The 20,385-nt window shown below is 52.0% G+C and carries 15 protein-coding genes and 2 rRNA genes (1 of these 17 running past the window's edge); all 17 read right to left on the bottom strand.

Annotated features, from left to right (window positions below; translation table 11 throughout):
- Window positions 1-27: 27 nt before the first annotated feature.
- The gene (lpxK, locus tag B5D39_RS13125; protein WP_078790915.1) at window positions 28-1,110 is read right to left on the bottom strand and encodes a tetraacyldisaccharide 4'-kinase; all 1,083 of its coding nucleotides are present in this window, start codon (window positions 1,108-1,110) and stop codon (window positions 28-30) included.
- Window positions 1,107-2,402, bottom strand: a complete 1,296-nt coding sequence (locus B5D39_RS13120) for a 3-deoxy-D-manno-octulosonic acid transferase (protein WP_078790914.1) — start codon at window positions 2,400-2,402, stop codon at window positions 1,107-1,109. Before B5D39_RS13120 ends, lpxK begins: the two co-directional genes overlap by 4 nt.
- A 94-nt stretch (window positions 2,403-2,496) precedes the next feature.
- Entirely contained in the window at window positions 2,497-3,408 is a 912-nt protein-coding gene (locus B5D39_RS13115) for a lysophospholipid acyltransferase family protein (protein WP_078790913.1), read from the bottom strand.
- Window positions 3,405-4,556 (bottom strand): lipid-A-disaccharide synthase, encoded by a 1,152-nt coding sequence (gene lpxB / locus B5D39_RS13110; protein WP_078790912.1) that lies wholly within the window; start codon window positions 4,554-4,556, stop codon window positions 3,405-3,407. Before lpxB ends, B5D39_RS13115 begins: the two co-directional genes overlap by 4 nt.
- On the bottom strand, window positions 4,556-5,650 hold the full coding sequence (locus B5D39_RS13105) for a DegT/DnrJ/EryC1/StrS family aminotransferase (protein ID WP_078790911.1): 1,095 nt from the start codon (window positions 5,648-5,650) through the stop codon (window positions 4,556-4,558). The genes lpxB and B5D39_RS13105 overlap by 1 nt, the downstream gene beginning before the upstream one ends.
- Window positions 5,647-6,591, bottom strand: coding sequence for a Gfo/Idh/MocA family protein (locus tag B5D39_RS13100; protein WP_078790910.1), 945 nt, complete (start codon window positions 6,589-6,591; stop codon window positions 5,647-5,649). The genes B5D39_RS13105 and B5D39_RS13100 overlap by 4 nt, the downstream gene beginning before the upstream one ends.
- Window positions 6,588-7,370 (bottom strand): acyl-ACP--UDP-N-acetylglucosamine O-acyltransferase, encoded by a 783-nt coding sequence (gene lpxA, locus B5D39_RS13095; protein WP_078790909.1) that lies wholly within the window; start codon window positions 7,368-7,370, stop codon window positions 6,588-6,590. Before lpxA ends, B5D39_RS13100 begins: the two co-directional genes overlap by 4 nt.
- A 12-nt stretch (window positions 7,371-7,382) precedes the next feature.
- On the bottom strand, window positions 7,383-7,835 hold the full coding sequence (fabZ, locus tag B5D39_RS13090; protein WP_078790908.1) for a 3-hydroxyacyl-ACP dehydratase FabZ: 453 nt from the start codon (window positions 7,833-7,835) through the stop codon (window positions 7,383-7,385).
- A 3-nt stretch (window positions 7,836-7,838) separates the two neighbouring features.
- Complete coding sequence (gene lpxD / locus B5D39_RS13085; RefSeq protein WP_078790907.1) at window positions 7,839-8,876, bottom strand: UDP-3-O-(3-hydroxymyristoyl)glucosamine N-acyltransferase; 1,038 nt, start codon at window positions 8,874-8,876, stop codon at window positions 7,839-7,841.
- Window positions 8,877-8,890: 14 nt separating this feature from the next.
- On the bottom strand, window positions 8,891-9,409 hold the full coding sequence (locus tag B5D39_RS13080; RefSeq protein WP_078790906.1) for an OmpH/Skp family outer membrane protein: 519 nt from the start codon (window positions 9,407-9,409) through the stop codon (window positions 8,891-8,893).
- Between the two features lie 27 nt (window positions 9,410-9,436).
- Window positions 9,437-11,695 carry an outer membrane protein assembly factor BamA gene (gene bamA, locus B5D39_RS13075; RefSeq protein ID WP_078790905.1) on the bottom strand — a complete coding sequence of 753 codons (2,259 nt, stop codon included), beginning with the start codon at window positions 11,693-11,695 and terminating at the stop codon, window positions 9,437-9,439.
- Window positions 11,692-12,384 (bottom strand): ABC transporter ATP-binding protein, encoded by a 693-nt coding sequence (locus tag B5D39_RS13070; RefSeq protein WP_078790904.1) that lies wholly within the window; start codon window positions 12,382-12,384, stop codon window positions 11,692-11,694. The genes bamA and B5D39_RS13070 overlap by 4 nt, the downstream gene beginning before the upstream one ends.
- On the bottom strand, window positions 12,377-13,633 hold the full coding sequence (locus B5D39_RS13065) for a lipoprotein-releasing ABC transporter permease subunit (protein ID WP_078790953.1): 1,257 nt from the start codon (window positions 13,631-13,633) through the stop codon (window positions 12,377-12,379). Before B5D39_RS13065 ends, B5D39_RS13070 begins: the two co-directional genes overlap by 8 nt.
- A 9-nt stretch (window positions 13,634-13,642) precedes the next feature.
- Window positions 13,643-15,121: a lysine--tRNA ligase gene (lysS, locus tag B5D39_RS13060; RefSeq protein WP_078790903.1), complete on the bottom strand. Its 1,479-nt coding sequence runs from the start codon at window positions 15,119-15,121 to the stop codon at window positions 13,643-13,645.
- Window positions 15,122-15,201: 80 nt separating this feature from the next.
- Window positions 15,202-17,412 carry an Rne/Rng family ribonuclease gene (locus tag B5D39_RS13055; RefSeq protein ID WP_078790902.1) on the bottom strand — a complete coding sequence of 737 codons (2,211 nt, stop codon included), beginning with the start codon at window positions 17,410-17,412 and terminating at the stop codon, window positions 15,202-15,204.
- A gap of 143 nt (window positions 17,413-17,555) precedes the next feature.
- A 5S ribosomal RNA gene (gene rrf / locus B5D39_RS13050) occupies window positions 17,556-17,672 on the bottom strand.
- 139 nt (window positions 17,673-17,811) lie between these two features.
- Window positions 17,812-20,385 (bottom strand): 23S ribosomal RNA (locus B5D39_RS13045); it runs 383 nt beyond the window's last position.

Here is a 20,385-nt window from a genome sequence, read left to right as displayed (position 1 = left end):
GTAACAAACTGAAACAGTATGCCGGAATCAGCGCAAGCTTGAAAGTAGTTTATCTAAGGCGCTCTGTAACAGCCGATCAGGATCATCAAGCAGCAGTTCCAATCGTGCTGTAACCAGCTTGTTACTCCATGTCTGATTACAGCCTGCCAGCTTGACTCCATCCTTAGCGGTGGTTACCAGCCAGTCTGCTGCAGCGTCTGCAGCAAGCCGCTCAATGAGCATCAAGCTGTCATCAGCATAGGATGCATGGTCCGGCAGGGCAAGGGTTGCCACCAGCTGAATCCCGAGTGCCTGCAATCCATCAAAAAATGCTGAAGGATCTGCAATACCGGCAAAGGCTGCCACCCGCCCCTGCTGTAGCCTTTCAAGCGGCAGTTCATTACCGGTTTCCAACAGATTAAAGCCGGTCAAACAATGCTCTGAACAGCAGCAAGGCAAACCGAGACCTGAAATAACCTGTCCAAGACGACAACGGGTAAATAGTGCCAGATCAGCCCGTCTCATAGCAGAGCGAGATTCCCGCAGCATCCCCAGTGGTAGTGTCCAGCCGTTGCCAAAGGGACGGGTTGCGTCCAGCAGAAGGATGTTCAGATCACGGTGCAGGCGGATATGTTGAAAACCGTCATCCAGCAGCAGGACATCCGGTTTCAGCCGTTCCAACGCCACCAAGCCTGCCTGATACCGGTCCGATCCGATCACCACCATCAGCCCCGGCACCGTTTGAGCCAGCAGACAGGGTTCATCACCGGCCTGTTCAGGCCCCAGCAGCACTGATTCTCCATCACTCACCACAGCAACTTGCCCTTCAAGGGAGCCACCATAGCCACGGGACAGAACAGCTACCCGATATCCCCGTTTTTGCAGTTCCTTTGCAACCAGCATCGTTGCAGGGGTTTTACCGGTTCCACCCACGGTAATATTACCGATGGAAATAACCGGGCAGGGCAGTTTGTGGATGGACAGGATACCGCCTTGGTAGAGCAGAGCCCTGACCCTCAGCGCCATACCATACAGTACTGCAAATGGGGCCAGTAGCAGCTTCATAGCCAGGCTGGCCATTCCGTTGTTACTTCCTTCAGCGACTCCCCGCCACCAGACTGCTCGACTCATTGGGGCATCGCCTCTTCCAGCATGGCGAGATGCCGTTCCACTGCACCACCACTGTCACGCAACAGCTTAAGGCCGTTGCTGCCCACAACATGCCGCAGTTCAGGCGTTGCCAGAAAGTCTGCTGCTGCATCCAGCAGTTCCTGCTGATCCGCCACCTGTACCCCGGCGCCATACTCAAGGGTAAGAGCGGTAATTTCCTGAAAATTATCCATATGGGGACCAAAGATGATCGGAATCCCCCGTGAGGCAGGCTCCAACAGATTATGGCCACCGGTGGGGACCAGGCTTCCCCCCACATAGGCCAGATCAGACAGGGCGTACAACTTCATCAGCTCTCCCACCGTATCAACCAGCAGGACCATACCAGCATGGCAACCCGAAGAAAGCTGCTCCAGTGCTGATCTGCGCAGAACCGGCAGACCAAGGTCGCTGATCACTGTTTCCACCTCTGCAGTCCGCTCCGGGTGCCGAGGCACCAGTACCAGCAACAGATGATCAAACTGCTTGAGCAGTTCCTGGTAGACTGCCAGGAGCTGCTCCTCTTCGCCAGGATGGGTACTACCAATGCAGAAAACAGCCAGGTCTGCCGGTATCCGATACCCTTGACGCAACGTGTGCCGCTCATCATCAGCAACCGGGCTAAACGGTATGTCATATTTAAGGTTGCCCAGTACCTTGCTGCGCTGCTCAGGTGCGCCAATGGCCAGTATCCGCTCAAGATCAGCCTTACTCTGCATCCCCAGGCCACTAAAGCGTTGCAGCACCGGCCTGAAGAACCAGCTAAAACGCTGATAACGAGGAAAAGAACGGGCTGATATCCGACCATTGGCCAGCAGCAGCGGTATATCCCGGCGTTGCGCCTCAAGGGTAAAGACCGGCCAGATTTCAGTCTCCATAATCACAATCGCCTGCGGATTTACGGCATCAAGCAGGCGACAGACAGCAAAATGGGTATCAAACGGGAAGTAGGTAATGACATCAGCAAGACAATCCTGTTCAGCCACACCTCGACCGGTTTCTGTGGTAACCGAAAGCAGCAGCCGATGCTCAGGATACCGCCGCTGTAATCCTTTAAGCAGTGGACGGCTGGCAATCACTTCCCCCACAGAAACGGCATGCAGCCAGATAACCGGCTGTCCTGCCAACCGTTGTCGTGCAGCAAAAGGCAGAAACCCGAATCGTTCACCAAAGGCACTCTTTCTGCCCCTGCTGATGGAGCGGTACCAGTGGTATAACAGGGCAAACGGCAGAGCAACCAGGGTTAAAATGCGGTACAGGATCGACCAGTTCATTTCACGGCCTCTTCGCCGTTTTCCTGTTCCGGCAACAGCACGGCAGCCAGTACCGCCAGTACCATCCAGAGCTCTGCCCAGAAGCGGCCGCTGCTCATAGCCCTTCAGTTCTCTTCCAGCGGCGATGTACCCAGTACCACTGCGTTGGATGGGCCACAATAAACTTCTCAATCATGCGGGAATAGGTCTTGACGTCATCCTGCCAGCCTCGCTCATCGGCAGCGCCTTCAAACTGAAGCAGGGGATAAATATCAATCACATGCCGTCCCTGCTCACGATGAATAAAAGCCGGAACAATTGGCACACCGGTTTTACGGGCAAGCAACACCGGGGCCTTGGAGGCCCAGGCAGGCCTGCCCAGGAAATCAATCAGGTAGCCCTCTTCAGGGAAAACGGTCTGATCAACGAGGAGTCCGATGGTTCCATTCTTACGGATAACAGCGATCATGTTCCTGAGTGCATTGTCCTTATAGATGACCGTGTTGTCATAATGCATCCGCATCCGCTCCACCATGGTGTTCAGATAGGGGTTGTTTTGCCGCCGCGCCACCACCGAAAGCGGCGCCTTGAACAGACGGGCATAGGCCAGTGCCATCAGTTCCCAGTTACCACAATGACCAGTCAGGAAGATAATACCCTTTCCCAGAGCACGGGCTGCATTATAATGCTCCATTCCCCGCACCTCAATCCGGTCAATCAGGCCATCACCTTTACCGTGGTATAAACGGCAGGTCTCCACCAGTGAACGCCCAAGATTGCAAAATACCTCCCGTGCAATCCCCTCAGCGGTTGGAATAGTGCAGGTCCATTCTGGCTGAACACGCATATGCTCAAGCACACGGCTGATATTCTCCTCTGCAATACGACGGCGGCTGGCCAAGACCCGGCGCATCAGCAGGCCGACACCCACTCCAAAACGTTGGGACAGACCTTCCGGCACCAGAGCCACCATCCAGGTAAAACAGTAGAGTACCGCTACCTGCAGCATCCAGACTATCTTCTTCATGGCTGCCCCGCCATACTGACGACCAGATCGGCCATGCGCTGGTCAGCACCGCCACCGCCAAGCCGCTCGCGCACGTGTGAAAGTTGTTTTTTGATCTCTCTGTTATAAGGCTCATCACCCAACAGACGTCCAATCTCTGCCGCAATCTGCTCTGGTGAGGCATCATCCTGAATCAGTTCTTTGGCCACCGTCTCACCAGCCACAATATTACAGAGACCGATATGCTCCACCTTGACCAGCCGCTTGGCCAGCTGGAAGGTAATCGGAGACAGCTTGTAAATAATAACCAGCGGGGTCCCCACCAGGGCAACCTCCAGGGTCACGGTACCTGAGACTGATATCACGGCGTCACAGGCCCGCATCAGGTCATGAATCCGTTCACGGGTAATCGTTATCGGCAGATCACAGTCCTTAAGCCAGGGAGCGAGATCATTATCGGTGAGGGTTGAAGCCAAAGGCAGGACAAACTGAAGCTCGGGAAAGCGTTGTTGTAGCAAGCGGGCTGCATCAATGATAGTAGGCAACAGACGGGTGACTTCGCTCCTGCGGCTGCCAGGAAACAACCCCACAACCTGTCGTGAAGGATCAAGACCAAAGGAGGTTGCAGCCTGTTCACGTGTTAAGGTCACCGTAACCAGATCAGCCATGGGATGCCCCACAAAGGAGACCGGTACTCCGGCCTTTTCATAGAACTGAGCCTCAAAAGGCAGGATCACTGCCATATGATCAACCAGACGCTTGATCTTTTTTACCCGTCCCTGCCGCCAGGCCCAGATCTGGGGCGAGATGTAGTAGAGCACCTTGACACCGACCCGTTTTGCCACCTTGGCCAGACGCAGGTTAAATCCGGGGTAGTCGATCAGGATCAGCAGATCAGGAGGATTTTCCAGCAGGATCTTTTTCAGCTTGAGAAAGGCGGCGGCAATAACATCAAAATGTTTCAGCACCTCCACCAACCCAACCACCGCCATATCTGCAGAGTCAACCAAGGTCTCACAGCCAGCCTCGCGCATGCGGGGACCGCCGATGCCAAAGAAGGAAAAGGCAGGATCAGTTGCCTGTACTGCGCGCACTAATCCTGCCCCGTAGATATCACCAGACGCTTCGCCTGCAACTATCATGACCCGTTTGGGCCGTCCTGCTCCCATTATCCAGCCAATGCCCCGCGTACTGCTGCGATTACCTGATCCACCTGCTGATTGGTCATTTCAGGATAGACCGGCAACGACATACAGCGGTCTGCAATAGACTCTGCGACAGGCAGCGAAAGGGTACGGCACTGTTCAGCAAAGACGTTCTGACGATGCAGCGGGATCGGGTAATAGACTGCGCTGGCAATCTGCTGCTCACTCAAGGCTGCCATAATCAGATCACGCTTGTCTGTTAATACCGTATATTGGTGGTAGACATGGATACCTTTGCCATCCTCAAACGGCACCGTAACAACATCCTTCAGCCCTTCTGAGTAACGATGGGCTACCCGACGGCGTTCCTGATTAAAGCGATCAATATGACGCAGCTTAACCCGCAGAATAGCGGCCTGCAGATCATCAAGGCGACTGTTAAAACCGATCACATCATGGTGGTAGCGCACCTTACTGCCATGATTACGCAGCATCTTGAGGGTTTCAGCCCCTTCTGCTGTGGCAGCAGTTACCAGACCGCCATCACCGTACCCCCCCAGGTTTTTGCTGGGGAAGAAGCTGAAGCAGCCGAAGGCTCCAATGGAACCGGTCATACGGCCAGCAAAGGCAGCTCCGAAAGACTGGGCGCAATCCTCAATCAGCACCAGGTTATGACGTTCACAAATTGCACTGATGGCAGCCATATCAGCAGGCTGGCCAAAGAGATGTACCGGGATCACCGCCTTGGTTCGAGGGGTAATGGCCTTTTCAATCAGTTCCGGCACGATGTTAAAGGTTTGCGGGTCCACATCAACAAAGACCGGTACTGCACCGGCATAGCAGATCGCCTCAGCCGTGGCAATGAAGGTGAACGGCGTGGTGATCACCTCATCACCCGGCTTGATTCCGGCAGCCAGGACAGCCAGATGCAGGGCATCAGTACCTGAGGCACAGCCAACGGCATGGGGGCTGCCCAGATAGTTGACCGTTTCCTTTTCAAGATTGGTGACATTGGGTCCCAGAATAAACTGGGTACTTTCCAATGCATCAAGAACTGCTGTATCAATCTCACTCTTCAACTGGTGGTACTGGGTCTTCAGGTCTACCATTGGTATCATGGGCGTATCCTGTTCAGAGCTTCATTGATTTTTAACGCTGTTTCCAGCGCCATCCTGCCATCCCGGCCACTTACCTGGGGCTGTTTACCTTCGGTTATCGCCTCTACAAACGAGCTGATCTCAGACAGTAACGGATCTGACTGTCCCAGCTCCTGTTCCTTGACCTGCACATTGGGGATGCCGGGCAACAGCTCACCTTCCCCTTTTTTAGCAACCAGCACCTTCTTGTTCTGGAAGTCCAGGGTAAGGTAGGCATCACGCTGGAAGATCCGCATCTTACGCTCGCTTTTGAGACTAATCCGGCTTGCCGTAACATTGGCAACACAGCCGTTTTCAAAGGCAATCCGTGCGTTAGCGATATCTTCTTCACCGGTAAAGACCGGCGCGCCAATGGCATCAATTTTTGCCACCGGAGATTTAACCAGATGCTGGATGATCTCAATATCGTGGATCATCAGATCCAGCACAACATTGACATCGGTACCGCGGGGTTTGAAGGGGGCAATCCGCACAGATTCGACGAACAGCGGTTCGATCAGCACCTCTTCCACGGCCATCAGCACCGGATTAAAACGCTCCAGATGCCCCACCTGGAAGACCAGCTTACCGGTATCAGCAAGACTGATCAGTTCATCGGCCTGTTCAATGGTAACGGTAATCGGCTTTTCAATCAGCACATGTACGCCAGCAGCCAGAAACTCTTTTGCCACCTGATGGTGGTACTGGGTCGGCACCACCACGCTAACCGCATCAACGCGGCCAATCAGTTCACGATAGTCAGTAAAGGCCTGACATCCGCAGGCAGCAGCCACCTCAGCTGCCCGGCCAGCATCGGCATCCACCACCCCGATCAGCTCAACCCCTTCCAGGGCAGCGTACTTCTGTGCATGGAAGGTACCAAGGTAGCCGACCCCGATGACTGCAGCGCGAAGCCTGCTCATCCGCGACAGATCCCGCGCTGCGAGGCTTCAATAAAGGCCAGCAGGGTATCTACCTCGGCACAACCGACGATCTCAGCTCTGATCTTTGCGATGGCTTCAGGCTGTTTAAGGCCGGCCATAAACAGGGTCTTGTAGGCCTTCTTCAGGTTACTGATTGACTCATCGCTAAAGCCACGACGCTTCAGACCGATCAGGTTCAGCCCCCGCAGTGTCGCGTCCCGTTTACCGGAAGTAGCAATCATATAGGGAGGAATATCCAGCCCCACCAGTGTGCCACCACCCAGCATGGAGTAGGAGCCAATGGTAGTAAACTGATGGATCGCCACCAGTCCACCCAGAATCACGTTATCCTGAACCGTTACGTGGCCAGCCAGCGTAGCTGAGTTGGCAAAGACGTTACCATTACCAACCACACAATCATGGGCCACATGGGAGTAGGCCATCATCAGGTTGTTGTTACCCATCACGGTCTCGGCATGGCCGGTTACGGTACCGCGATGAATGGTGGCAAACTCGCGGATCACGTTATTGTTGCCCAGCCGGGTCCAGCACTCTTCACCCTTGTACTTCAGGTCTTGCGGGGCAGCACCGACCGAAGCCAGGTGATAGATCTGATTATTCTCCCCCAGCTCGGTCCACTTGCCGATAACGGCATGGGCACCGATGCTGGTGCCTTTGCCGATAATGGCATGCTCTTCAATAATGGCATAGGGACCGATCTCGACCCCTTCAGCCAGCTGTGCAGAGGGGTGGACTATTGCGCTTGCATGGATGCTCATGGTCTCTCCCTGTTATTCTGCCGGAGCAAAGGTGGCCTTCAGCGAGGCCTCGGTCACCAGCTTGCCGTCAACAAATGCCTTGCCATCAACCCCCCAGATGCCGCGGCGGTTCATAGTTGTGGTGATCTCGATCCGGAGTTGATCACCGGGCACCACCGGCTTGCGGAATTTAGCACTGTCAATGGCCATGAAATAGCTGACCTTCTTCTTGGTCTCATCATCGGACGCAAGATAGGCCATAATACCGGCAACTTGAGCCATAGCCTCGATAATCAGCACACCGGGCATAACCGGATGACCGGGAAAGTGGCCGGGAAAGAACGGCTCATTGATGCTGACGTTTTTAATACCAACACAACGCTTGCCGTGCTCTAGTTCAACAATTCTATCCACCAGCAGGAACGGAAAACGGTGGGGCAAAATCTTCATGATGGCATTTATATCCATCGGCATAGTTGGTTCCATTGCTTACTCCTTTGCCAGCCGGGCCTCAAGGGCGGCCAAGCGTTTTTCATACTCATTCATCTTCTTTCTCATCTCAGGCAGCTTGGGCAGGGCCCCCATGGTCTTCAGCCATTCCTTGTGCGGCATGGCAGGAGAACCACTGTAATAGGCATTGCCCTCCAGCGAGCCGGGCACACCGGCCTGGGCACCGACGATCACGTTATCACCGATGGTGACATGTCCCACCACCCCCACCTGACCAGCCAGAGTGACATGGTTGCCGATCTTGCTGCTACCGGCAATCCCAACCTGCGATACGATCATGCAGTCTTCGCCGATCTGGCAGTTGTGAGCCACCTGCACCAGATTATCCAATTTGGTACCACGCCTGATCAGGGTTACCTCAAGGGCAGCCCGGTCAACGGTTGCATTAGCACCAATCTCAACATCATCTTCCAGTACCACAATCCCGATCTGGGGGATCGGATAATAGGAGGAACCATCCGGTGCATAGCCGAATCCATCACTGCCGACCACGGCACCAGGCTGCAGTTTGCAACGTTTGCCCAGTCGGCAGTGTTCTCTAATCACCGCATTGGCGTGGATCACACAGTCGTCACCAATAACGACGCCGTCATAGATCACTGCACCGGGATGAATCACCACCCGATCTCCGATAACGACGTTGTTTCCAACCACAGCACCGGGATAGACACTGATATCTTCACCAAGCACAACATTGGTGCCGACCACCGCTTCAGGCATTACGCCAAGAGCAGGGTGGGGTTGGGTATAAAACAGGGTCAAGAGCTTGGCAAAGCCCAAATACGGGTTAGCCAGCTCAATAACATTGCGCCCATAGGACTCACCGCCGGGCGCCATTAACACGCCGCCGGCCTTGGTATCTGCTACTTTGGCAGCATATTTGGGATTAGCCAGAAAGGTAACCTTATCAGGAGCAGCCCCCTCAAGGGGAGCAAGCCCGTTGATCTTGACCGTACCATCACCACGGACCGTACCGCCCAGGTGATCTGCCAACTCCTGCAGTGTCTTGGTCAGCATGGTTGCCACCCTGTCTATTTCTTGCTTTGCGCTGCGTTAAGGGCCTTCAGTATCTCTTCAGTCAGATCCACACCGGGATCGGCATAGAGCATACCAGCGCTACGGGCATCAAAGATCATGGAATAGCCATGTTTTTTGCCATATTCCTGAACAATCTTTTCAAGGGTCTCAAGGATTTTTTTGGTAAACTCACCATCACGAGCCTGCAGGTCTTCTTCAGCATCTTTGGTAAAGCGCTGGAAGTCCTTCAGCTTCTGCTGATAGTCCTTTTCCTTGGCAGCACGGGATGCCTCAGTCAGGGCCATTCCTTGCTTCTCAAGGTCGGTTTTCAGCTTTTGTAGCTCTTCCTGCTTGACGTTAACCTGCTCCTGATATTTCTTCAGCTTCTCCTGCAGTTGCGCCTTGGCAGCCTTACCTGCTTCAGAGGTGTTCAAGGTCCGCTGCATATCGAGATAGCCGAGCTTTATATCAGCGGCCCAGGCAGAACCTGTCATTACAGCCAGCATCAGTGCCATCAGTACCAAACGCTTCATTGAGTCTCTCCTTACGTTGTATAAAGGTTAAAACAAACTGCCGATTGCAAATTCAAAACGGCCAGACTTGCTGTCTTCAGGACGGGGGTTGATCGGAATACCATACTCAAGCCTCAAAGGCCCCATAGGGGATGCCCAACGGATACCGCCACCGTAGCTCATATACATAGCAGGGGGCTTAAAACCGCCGCTCCAGGCATTACCATAATCAAAGAAGCCAACCCCTTTAATCCCAAACTCAGGCAGCAGTGGAAACTTCACTTCTACGTTGCCAAACAGTTCTTTTTCACCGCCCACATAGACATCATTATTTTTAGGACTGACAGTTCGAGCAGAATAACCACGCAACGTGCCGATCCCGCCCAGATAAAACTTCTCATCAATCGGGATCGGTGCGCCAACCTTTTGCACTGCACCAACCACAACCTTGGTTGAAATGACAAACTTCCACCAGAGCGGATAGTAGAAGGTATTATCTGCTATCTCCCGCAGGTATTTGTTGTTACCACCTAAACCAGCATATTCCACTGACAGGGTATTGACCATGCCGCTGGAGGGGTCAAAACGGAAATCTGTAGTATTGTTGGTAATACTGGCATAGATGGAACTGGTGGTTGTCTTGCCCAGCGGGTAGCTGTCAGGATACTGAAGATTTGCGGCCACATAATAGGTATCCGGGTTATAAATATCCTTGATCTCATACTTATACATCCAGAAAGTGCCGATAAAATCGGTAATCGGATAGCCAGCCTTGATATCACCACCGGTCAAACGGCGGCTGTAGTCGGTGTAATCCCGTTCTGAACGGTAGATATCCATCCCCAGGGTCCACTTGGAGTCAAGGAAGTAGGGGTCTGTCAGACCGACTGAATAGGTATTTGACTTGCCGCCGATGGCTGCCGAAGCATTGGCCTTAAGTCCCAGCCCCAGGAAGTTTGACTGGGAAACCGAGCCCTGAAAAATCAGGCCGTCAAGGGAGCTGTAACCACCACCAATGGTAAAGGCACCGGTGGCCTTTTCCTTCAGATCAACATTGACATTGAGCTTGTCGCTCGCACTGCCTTTGGCTGTGGCCACATTGGCCTCTTCAAAGTAACCGGTGTTCATCAGGTTCTGCTTGCTGCGTTTAAAACCGGTGGCGCTGTACAGTTCACCTTCCATCAGACGCAGTTCACGGCGGGCAACCTTGTCACGGGTCTTGGAGTTACCAACAATGGAGATCCGTTCGATTCTAACCAACTCACCCTTCTCCACCTCAAACGACAGATCAACAAGCTTTTTTTCGGGATCCGGCTTACTTTGCGGGTTAACGTTATTGAAGGCATAGCCCTTGTCAGCGGTCATATCAGTTAAGGTACCGATATCAGCCCTCAGATTTGCCCGACTGAACACCTCACCAGGCTCAGTTTTAAACTTTTCACGAATCTCTTTTTCCGGGTAGAGAATATCTCCCTTAAAAGTAATTTCACCTATCCGGAACTGCTCCCCTTCGGTAATGCTGATATCCACCAGCAGGGATTCCTGATCCTCTGCAAGTTTCATCGTCGGCTCACCAACTTTAACGTTGATATACCCGTTATTCATATAGTGGTCAGCGATCAGCAGGGCATCATTCCTGAGCACCTCTTCCTTGTAGGTACCGGCGCCGGTTAACCAAGACATGAACCACTCTTCCTTGGTTTCCATCACTCCTCGTAATTTGCGCGGACTAAAGGCGGTGTTGCCTTCAAAAGTGATGCTGCTGATTCTGATTTTATTGCCCTCAACCACCTTGAATACCACCTGATATTCAGTAGGAGAACGCTGCTCAATCTGTGGTTCTACCGTAACCAGATAAAACCCTTCATCCTGATACTGCTTCTTCAGTTTAGCAACGGCCTTATCAAGATCTTTTTGCGAGAAGATGGCATTACGACGAACCGGCAACCCTTCCAGCAATTTTTCCTGCTTGAGTTCTTTATTTCCTTCAAACCGGATATCCCTGACAATCGGCTTTTCAATCACCGAGTAGACCAGTATTACGCCGTCTTTACCCGGTTCACTGGAAACCTGAACTTCCTGAAACTGTCCCAGCTTGAAAATGGACCGAATATCAGCATCAGTACGGTCACCATCGAGCGTATCACCCGGCTTGATAGCGGTAGCACCCAAAATGGCTGACGCCTCTACCCGCCGGTTGCCACGCACAACCACCTCGGTTATTTTTTCACCATCAGCATAGGCTGGTTGATCGGCAAGCACTAAAGCAATTAGCAGTGCGGTTGTAAGGCTGGGGTTATAATTCACACTTCCTCCGTAGTACAAGGCAAAATAAGTCCGTCCAGAAGCCGAACCACTCGTTCCATCCTTGCAGCAATTCGCTCGTTATGGGTAACAATCACCATACTTATCCCGGTTTGCTTCTGGATTTTCACCAGCAGCTCGTAAATTGCTTCACTTGTTTTCGCATCCAGGTTGCCGGTCGGTTCATCAGCCAACAGTAATTCTGGCTCCAGTATTAACGCCCGGGCAATGGCAACCCGCTGCTGCTCACCGCCGGACAACTCTCCAGGCCGGTGTAACAGGCGGTGCTCCAACCCGACATCTCCCAAAATAGCCCGCGCCTGTTGTTCTGCCTGACGCCGTTCTTTACGGGCAATCAAGGCTGGCATCATCACGTTTTCCAGCGCAGTAAATTCCGGCAGCAGATGATGAAACTGGAACACAAAACCGATGGTACTGCTTCTGAAATCCGCCAGTTCACGGTCAGATCGAGCAAAGAGATCCTGGCCTTTATAGGTCACCCTGCCACTGCTGGGTCGATCCAGCGCTCCCAGAATATGCAGTAATGTGCTCTTGCCGGCACCAGAAGCACCCACCAGGGCAGTTGTGGTTCCAGAAGAGATTGCAAGATCAATCCCCTTCAGCACCTGCACCGTTTCAGCCCCCATCCGGTAATCCTTGCAGAGTCCGGTCACTTCCAGCAGACTACTCATACCGCAGTGCCTCTGCCGGCAGCATCCGGGATGCCTGCCAGGCGGGATAGAGCGTGGCTAAAAAGGAGATCAGGATTGCGGTTACTGAAATAATCAGGACGTCCGACATCACCACATGGGAAGGAAAGTGATCCAGATAATAAATTTCCTTACTAAAGAAGTTCTTGCCAGTTACCTTTTGCACAACATTTATGATCGGCTCCAGATTGAAAGAGATCAGCAGGCCTGACAATACTCCCAGCACGGTTCCAATCACCCCGATAATCAGCCCCTCAAGCACAAATATCTTCATAATACTGCTGGAACGGGCGCCCATGGTCTTTAATATTGCAATATCACGGGTTTTCTCCATCACCACCATAAACAGAGTAGAGGCGATCCCAAAGGCTGCCACCAGAACAATCAGGGTCAAGATGATAAACATGACCACCTTTTCAGTCTTAAGCGCAAAAAGGATGTTCCTGTTCATCTGCATCCAGTCCCGGGCATACAGCTCCGGACCAAACTCATGATTAATCTTTTTCGCTAATTCTGTGGTGGCATAGACATCTGCAACCTTAAGCTGAATGCCAGTTACGGTATCCCCAAGGTCAAAAAATTTCTGGGCCTGGCTGATACTTACATAGGCCAGGGTTGAGTCATATTCAAACATACCGGTGTTAAAAATGCCGGTAACCCGAAACGGCTTCAGCTTTGGCATCATCCCTAACGGGGTAATAGTGCCAGTGGGAGAGACAACATTTACCCGGTCACCTACGGTTAGGTTCAGATGTTTTGCCAGCTCACCACCGATCAGCAGGCCCGGCTCCGGCAGGCCGTTTTCAATCGTCTCAAGCGTATCCATGCTACCTTGCACAAGAGCGCGTGAGAGGCGCGTTACTTTTTTGTCAGAGGCGGGATCAATACCACGCAGCACAACTCCAGAAACGTTCCGTCCGGTTGATAGCATAACCTGATTATAAATAAACGGGGTCGCTGCCTGCACGCCTGGTAGCCGGGTCAGCTGCTCCATGGTTGACCGGTAGTTTTCCATCGGAGCACCACTGCGGATCACCACCAGATGGGCATTGGTTCCCAGTATCTTTTCCTTCAGATCCCGTTCAAAACCGGTCATAACCGCCAGCACAATAATCAGCGCCATAACACCCAAGGTCACACCGGCAGTGGAGATGAAGGTGATGATGGATATAAACGTGGATTTACGCTTGGCCTTCAGATAGCGCAATCCTATGGTAAGTTCAAATGGCAGTGCCAACGGTTATTTTGCCTCTTTACGAAGTTGCGGGAACAGGATGACATCCCGAATCGAGGCGGCATCAGTAAGCAGCATCACCAGACGGTCAATACCGATCCCCTCGCCTGCTGTCGGTGGCAGGCCGTATTCCAAGGCACGCACATAGTCTTCATCCATGTAGTGTGCCTCTTCATCCCCCTTATCCTTTTCAGCCACCTGAGCAAGAAAACGTTCCTTCTGATCAACCGGGTCGTTCAGCTCGGAGAAGGCGTTGGCTATTTCCCGACCACCGATCATCAACTCAAAGCGATCAACAATATAGGGATCTTGGTCATTTTTACGGGACAGAGGTGACACCTCGGTGGGATAGGCGGTTACAAAGGTTGGCTGGATCAGTTTATGTTCAGCCACCTCCTCGAATATCTCCATGATCAGCTTGCCATAACTAATATCATCAGTCAGACCAAGCCCGATACTACGGGCATAGGCCAGTGCCAGATCGCGGTCTTCAAGTTTTTTTGCATCAATATCGCCATATTCAAGGATAGCCTCTTTCACGGTCAGACGACGCCAAGGACGCTGGAAGCTGATATCGTGTCCTTGACAGGCAAAATCCAGGGTGCCCAACACCTGCTCTGCCACATGACAGAACAGCTCTTCAGTGAAATCCATAAGGTCTTCAAAGGTAGCATAGGCCTGGTAGAACTCCATCATGGTGAACTCAGGATTGTGACGGACCGAGATCCCTTCATTTCTGAAGTTGCGATTGATCTCAAAAACACGTTCAAAACCACCGACTACCAGACGCTTCAGATATAACTCTGGTGCAATACGGAGGTATAGCTCCATATCAAGTGCATTATGATGGGTGACAAAGGGACGGGCCGTGGCACCACCGGGAATCTGGTGCATCATCGGAGTTTCCACTTCCAGAAAATCACGGGAGGTCATAAAGCTACGGATCAGGTTCACAATCCTGGAGCGTTTAATAAATAATTCTCTCACCTCAGGATTGACGATCAGATCAACGTAACGCTGACGATACCGTGTCTCCACATCAGTCAAACCGTGAAACTTCTCTGGCAATGGAAGGAGAGATTTAACCAGCAGACGGATAGCACGGGCATGCACGGAAAGTTCACCGGTCTTGGTACGGAACGGAAACCCGGTAACGCCGATAATGTCACCAATATCAAAGGACTCAAACTGGGCAAAGACCTCTTCACCTAGATCATCCTTACGGACATAGACCTGAATCCGCCCTTTACGATCCTGAAGCTGAATAAAGGCAGCCTTACCAAAGGAACGGCGGGCAATAATACGACCTGCCAGCACAAACTCTGCATCAGGCGCATCAATCAGCTCAACTGAACCATAGACAGCAACAACATCGGCAGACGTATGCTGTGGTTTAAAATCATTGGGATACGGGTTAATACCGGCAGCCCAAAGATCATTTACTTTTCTGCGACGTTGCAACAGTAATTCACTTAATTCTTCCATTGCCTAAACTCACCTTTCAGACTCATTCCGTACTACCGGTGTAACGGAAGAAAGTAGCTCAGAGTACTATCAGCGTCAAGCTATTCTTTACCCTCATCAACGGCAACTGAGGCACTCTTTTTTGAACGAGAAGCTGGACGCTTGCGGGCTTTAGGTGCGACTACCGGCTCTACTGGCTCACCAACATTTTCAGACGGTTCCTGTGCTGTTTTCTTCCGGGCAGACGACTTGCGTGCTCTGCTAGCCGGTTTGACCACAACAGGATCAGCAGGCGGAACATGCTGGTCTTCCCCAATAATTGTTTCAGCAACAGCTGTCGCCTCTTTTTTAGCAGGTCGCTTGGGGCGTGTAGCCTTTACTGGAAGCTCTGGCGCGTCGCCATCAGAGACGTCGACAGGCGCTGGAACCTGCGGACTACCGGCATCTGCATCAGCCTGATTACCAAACTCTGCTTCACTCTCTTTAACCACAGCCGGCTTCCTTCTGGAGCGGGAGCGACGACGTTTTTTTGCTGCCGGCTCCAGGGGCTCAGCAGATTGCTCAGCAATGACATCCTCACCGTTTGGTGCCACAGGCTCATCAGGTACTGAGGTATTCAAGACATCATCTGCTTGCTCAGTAGCAGCGTCAGCAGGCCGATCAGTATTTTTTTTCTTACGCTTACGCTTACGGCGTTTTTTTGCCGCTGCCTCAGTTACAGCCTCACCCTCCGGCACTTCCGTTGTTGTTACAGAAGAGTCAACAACGTCAACAGGTGCAGACTGCTGTGGCAGCTCAAGTTCCGGCATTTCATCCCGCTGTTTTTCCTTACGAACTGTTTCAAGTTCCAGCTGATTAAGCAGGAACGATGGCTTTCCCTTAATGGTAACAACAATTTCATAGTCATTCTCAATCTGTGCTAATTCACGCTTCTTGCGATTCAGCAAAAAATAAGCGACTTCAAGCGGCAATCCCCCACGGACCTCAGCAATCTGGCCTTTGGCTGCAGCTGCATGTACCTTACGCAAGAATGATACTGCCATCGCCTCTACCGATTTAACACGACCACGTCCTTCACAGTGCGGGCACTCAAGATGAATGGCGTCATTAATATTTTTTGCAATCCTCTGACGAGACATCTCCATCATGCCAAACTGGGATATCCGCCCCAGATTTACTCTGGCCTTATCCATCTTCAAGGCATCTTTCAGTGCCCGCTCGACTTCCTTATTATGCTTGTTGTCACGCATATCAATAAAGTCAATCACCACCAAACCACCAAGGTCACGAAGTCGGAGGTGGCGCGCCACCTCAGCCGCAGCTTCAAGATTAGTCTTAAAAGCTGTATCCTCAACTCCTTTTTCACCACTGGATTTACCGGAGTTGACATCAATAGAGACCAGAGCCTCGGTCGGCTCGATAATCAGTGAGCCGCCAGAAGGCAAAGGTACACGTTTTTCATAGAGCTGATCAATCTGCTCTTCCAGCTGATACTTTGAAAAGATCGGCCGTTTTTCCTTGTGCAGCTTAACCAATCGCTCACAACCGGGCATGATCTCTTTAAAGAAATCAATTGCTTGCTGACACGCTGCCTTGTCATCAACCAAGACTTCGTCAATATCATCAGAAAAGTAATCGCGGATGGTGCGGATGATCACGCCTGCATCCTGGTAAATCTCACCAGCACCTTTAATCGTGGCAGCCTGTTGCAGAATCCGTTCATGCACACCTATCAGGTAGTCAAGATCCTTTTTCAACTCCTCACCTGACCTACCAACCGCCTCAGTACGTACAATATAACCATAGCCTGCCGGCACCTGCAGTTCTGCAACAAGCGCCTTCAACTCTTTACGGGTGGCATTATCTTCAATCTTACGGGAAATACCGGCGGCATCATCACCTGGCATCAGGACCATGTACCGACCAGGCAATGAGAGGTAGCTGGTCAGGGCAGCCCCCTTCATGTCGCGAGCGTCCTTCTCCACCTGAACTATCAGCTCCTGCCCACGACGCAAAACATCCTGTATTCGGGGACGCCGTTTACGATCCCCCTCAGGAAGATCATCCCGCCATTGCCAACTGGCAGGGTGGAGATCTCCCATCTGAATAAAGCCGGGCTTTTTATGGCCAATATCAACAAAGGCCGCCTGCAGGCCTGGTTCAACCCGCACGACGACCCCTTTGTAGATATTACCTTTGGTCTGTTCTTTACCACTTATTTCGATATTCAGCTCCATCAAGCGCCCGTCCTGCACAATCGCTACGCGGGCCTCCTCAGGATGGAGTACATTTATTAACATTTTTCTACTCATACAGGCGATGATCCTTTCAAACATATAAACGGATAAATTCGTGTGACTATACTCGTTTTCTTTAATTTATCCAAGCCGAATCATGTATGTAGATACGCAAACGCCCCGCTCAGGTATACCTGGCGGGGCGTTTGTTTTATTAATTCTGGCGGCGACCTACTTTCCCACACAGCTACCCGTGCAGTATCATCGGCCCTGAGGGGCTTAACTTCCGTGTTCGGGATGGGAACGGGTGTGGCCCCCTCGGCATAGCCACCAGAAATCGGTTGCATCCAGCTTGTAAGCTGTTTGCTAATTGATTTCCAATTGCAATTGAGGGATTGTAGTTAGTTTAGTTTTGGAGTTGACTGTTTTATAGGTTGGGGGGTGGGTTAGCACCCCCCTTCCATTTATTTTTTTATGGTCAAGCCTCACGGCCGATTAGTACTAGTAAGCTCAACACATTACTGTGATTACACACCTAGCCTATCAACGTTGTGGTCTACAACGGGCCTTCAGGGGTTGTTACACCCAGGGATACCTAATCTTGAAGGAGGCTTCCCGCTTAGATGCTTTCAGCGGTTATCCTTTCCGTACTTAGCTACCCAGCGACTGCTCCTGGCGGAACAACTGGAACACCAGCGGTACGTCCATCCCGGTCCTCTCGTACTAAGGACAGCTCTTCTCAAGTATCCTGCGCCCACGGTAGATAGGGACCAAACTGTCTCACGACGTTTTAAACCCAGCTCGCGTACCGCTTTAATTGGCGAACAGCCAAACCCTTGGGACCTACTTCAGCCCCAGGATGCGATGAGCCGACATCGAGGTGCCAAACCTCCCCGTCGATGTGAACTCTTGGGGGAGATCAGCCTGTTATCCCCGGAGTACCTTTTATCCGTTGAGCGACGGCCCTTCCATACAGAACCGCCGGATCACTATGACCTACTTTCGTACCTGCTCGACTTGTTGGTCTCGCAGTCAAGCTCCCTTATGCCATTGCACTCTACGGCTGGTTTCCAATCAGCCTGAGGGAACCTTCGCGCGCCTCCGTTACTCTTTGGGAGGCGACCGCCCCAGTCAAACTACCCACCAGACAGTGTCCCCGACCCGGATGACGGGCCTAGGTTAGACATCCAAAACAACCAGGGTGGTATTTCAAGGACGACTCCACCGACACTGGCGTGCCAGCTTCAAAGTCTCCCACCTATCCTACACAAGCTATTCCGAATGTCACTGTCAAGCTGTAGTAAAGGTTCACGGGGTCTTTCCGTCTTACCGCGGGTAGACGGCATCTTCACCGCCAATTCAATTTCGCTGAGTCACTGGTTGAGACAGCGCGGAAATCGTTACGCCATTCGTGCAGGTCGGAACTTACCCGACAAGGAATTTCGCTACCTTAGGACCGTTATAGTTACGGCCGCCGTTTACCGGGGCTTCGGTTCAAAGCTTCGCCTTGCGGCTAACAAATCCCCTTAACCTTCCGGCACCGGGCAGGCGTCAGACCCTATACATCGTCTTACGACTTAGCAGAGTCCTGTGTTTTTAGTAAACAGTCGCTACCGCCATTTCTCTGCGACCTCCTTCGGCTTCGCGTGCAAATCGCTACACCTAGTGGAGGCACACCTTCTCCCGAAGTTACGGTGTCATTTTGCCGAGTTCCTTAACCAGTGTTATCTCAATCACCTTAGGATTTTCTCCTCACCCACCTGAGTCGGTTTACGGTACGGTCTCAAATTACCTGAAGCTTAGAGGCTTTTCTTGGAAGCATGGGATCAACAACTTTATGAGCATACGCTCTCGTCATCACGTCTCAGAGTTGACGGGAAAGTGGATTTACCTGCTCTCCCCCCCTACACGCTTGAACCAGGACAACCAGCGCCTGGATTGCCTACCCTTCTCCGTCCCCCCATCGCAGTAAAAAGAGGTACAGGAATATTAACCTGTTTCCCATCAACTACGCCTTTCGGCCTCGCCTTAGGGACCGACTAACCCCACGCAGATTACCTTTACGTAGGAAACCTTGGGTTTTCGGTGTGCGGGTTTCTCGCCCGCATTTTCGCTACTCATGTCAGCATAATCTCTTGTGATACCTCCAGCCATCCTCACGGTTGACCTTCGCAGGCTTACACAATGCTCCCCTACCACTCATATTTTGAAATATAAGTCCGTGGCTTCGGTTGTATGCTTGAGCCCCGTTACATTTTCCGCGCAGATCCACTCGACCAGTGAGCTATTACGCTTTCTTTAAAGGGTGGCTGCTTCTAAGCCAACCTCCTGGTTGTCTGGGCATTTCCACATCGTTTTCCACTGAGCATACAATTGGGGACCTTAGCCGACGGTCTGGGCTGTTTCCCTTTCGACTACGGATCTTATCACCCGCAGTCTGACTCCCGGGGTATACGTTGATGGTATTCGGAGTTTGGTTGGGTTTGGTAACCTGGTGAGGCCCCTAGCCCATTCAGTGCTCTACCCCCATCACGGAACCCCCGAGGCTATACCTAAATATATTTCGGGGAGAACCAGCTATCTCCGAGTTTGATTAGCCTTTCACTCCTATCCACACCTCATCCCCTGGCTTTTCAACGCCAGTGGGTTCGGGCCTCCACGAAGTGTTACCTTCGCTTCACCCTGGACATGGATAGATCACCCGGTTTCGGGTCTACTCCTACTAACTAAACGCCCAGTTAAGACTCGCTTTCGCTTCGGCTCCGTTCTATGAACTTAACCTCGCTAGTAAGAGTAACTCGCTGACTCATTATGCAAAAGGCACGCCGTCACACCTGATATACATGGTGCTCCGACTGCTTGTAGGCATACGGTTTCAGGTTCTATTTCACCCTCCTCATCGGAGTACTTTTCACCTTTCCCTCACGGTACTAGTGCACTATCGGTCAGAGGTTAGTATTTAGCCTTGGGAGATGGTCCTCCCAGCTTCCCACGGGATTTCTCGTGTCCCGCGGTACTCGGGGTTCCTCTAGGGTGAATCTTGGTTTC

The organism is Trichlorobacter thiogenes, assembly GCF_900167465.1.
Taxonomy (GTDB): Bacteria; Desulfobacterota; Desulfuromonadia; order Geobacterales; family Pseudopelobacteraceae; genus Trichlorobacter; species Trichlorobacter thiogenes.
Note: the sequence above shows the minus strand (reverse complement) of the source record. Positions and strands in the feature narration are given on the sequence as shown.

Excerpts from the sequence above, each read along its gene's own strand:
- B5D39_RS13105 (WP_078790911.1), bottom strand. The coding sequence starts at position 5,650 with ATGATACCAATGGTAGACCTGAAGACCCAGTACCACCAGTTGAAGAGT.
- B5D39_RS13055 (WP_078790902.1), bottom strand. The coding sequence starts at position 17,412 with ATGAGTAGAAAAATGTTAATAAATGTACTCCATCCTGAGGAGGCCCGC.
- B5D39_RS13100 (WP_078790910.1), bottom strand. The coding sequence starts at position 6,591 with ATGAGCAGGCTTCGCGCTGCAGTCATCGGGGTCGGCTACCTTGGTACC.
- B5D39_RS13120 (WP_078790914.1), bottom strand. The coding sequence starts at position 2,402 with ATGAACTGGTCGATCCTGTACCGCATTTTAACCCTGGTTGCTCTGCCG.
- B5D39_RS13070 (WP_078790904.1), bottom strand. The coding sequence starts at position 12,384 with ATGAGTAGTCTGCTGGAAGTGACCGGACTCTGCAAGGATTACCGGATG.
- lpxA (WP_078790909.1), bottom strand. The coding sequence starts at position 7,370 with ATGAGCATCCATGCAAGCGCAATAGTCCACCCCTCTGCACAGCTGGCT.
- lpxK (WP_078790915.1), bottom strand. The coding sequence starts at position 1,110 with ATGAGTCGAGCAGTCTGGTGGCGGGGAGTCGCTGAAGGAAGTAACAAC.
- B5D39_RS13115 (WP_078790913.1), bottom strand. The coding sequence starts at position 3,408 with ATGAAGAAGATAGTCTGGATGCTGCAGGTAGCGGTACTCTACTGTTTT.
- lysS (WP_078790903.1), bottom strand. The coding sequence starts at position 15,121 with ATGGAAGAATTAAGTGAATTACTGTTGCAACGTCGCAGAAAAGTAAAT.
- B5D39_RS13080 (WP_078790906.1), bottom strand. The coding sequence starts at position 9,409 with ATGAAGCGTTTGGTACTGATGGCACTGATGCTGGCTGTAATGACAGGT.
- lpxD (WP_078790907.1), bottom strand. The coding sequence starts at position 8,876 with ATGCTGACCAAGACACTGCAGGAGTTGGCAGATCACCTGGGCGGTACG.
- lpxB (WP_078790912.1), bottom strand. The coding sequence starts at position 4,556 with ATGGGAGCAGGACGGCCCAAACGGGTCATGATAGTTGCAGGCGAAGCG.
- fabZ (WP_078790908.1), bottom strand. The coding sequence starts at position 7,835 with ATGGAACCAACTATGCCGATGGATATAAATGCCATCATGAAGATTTTG.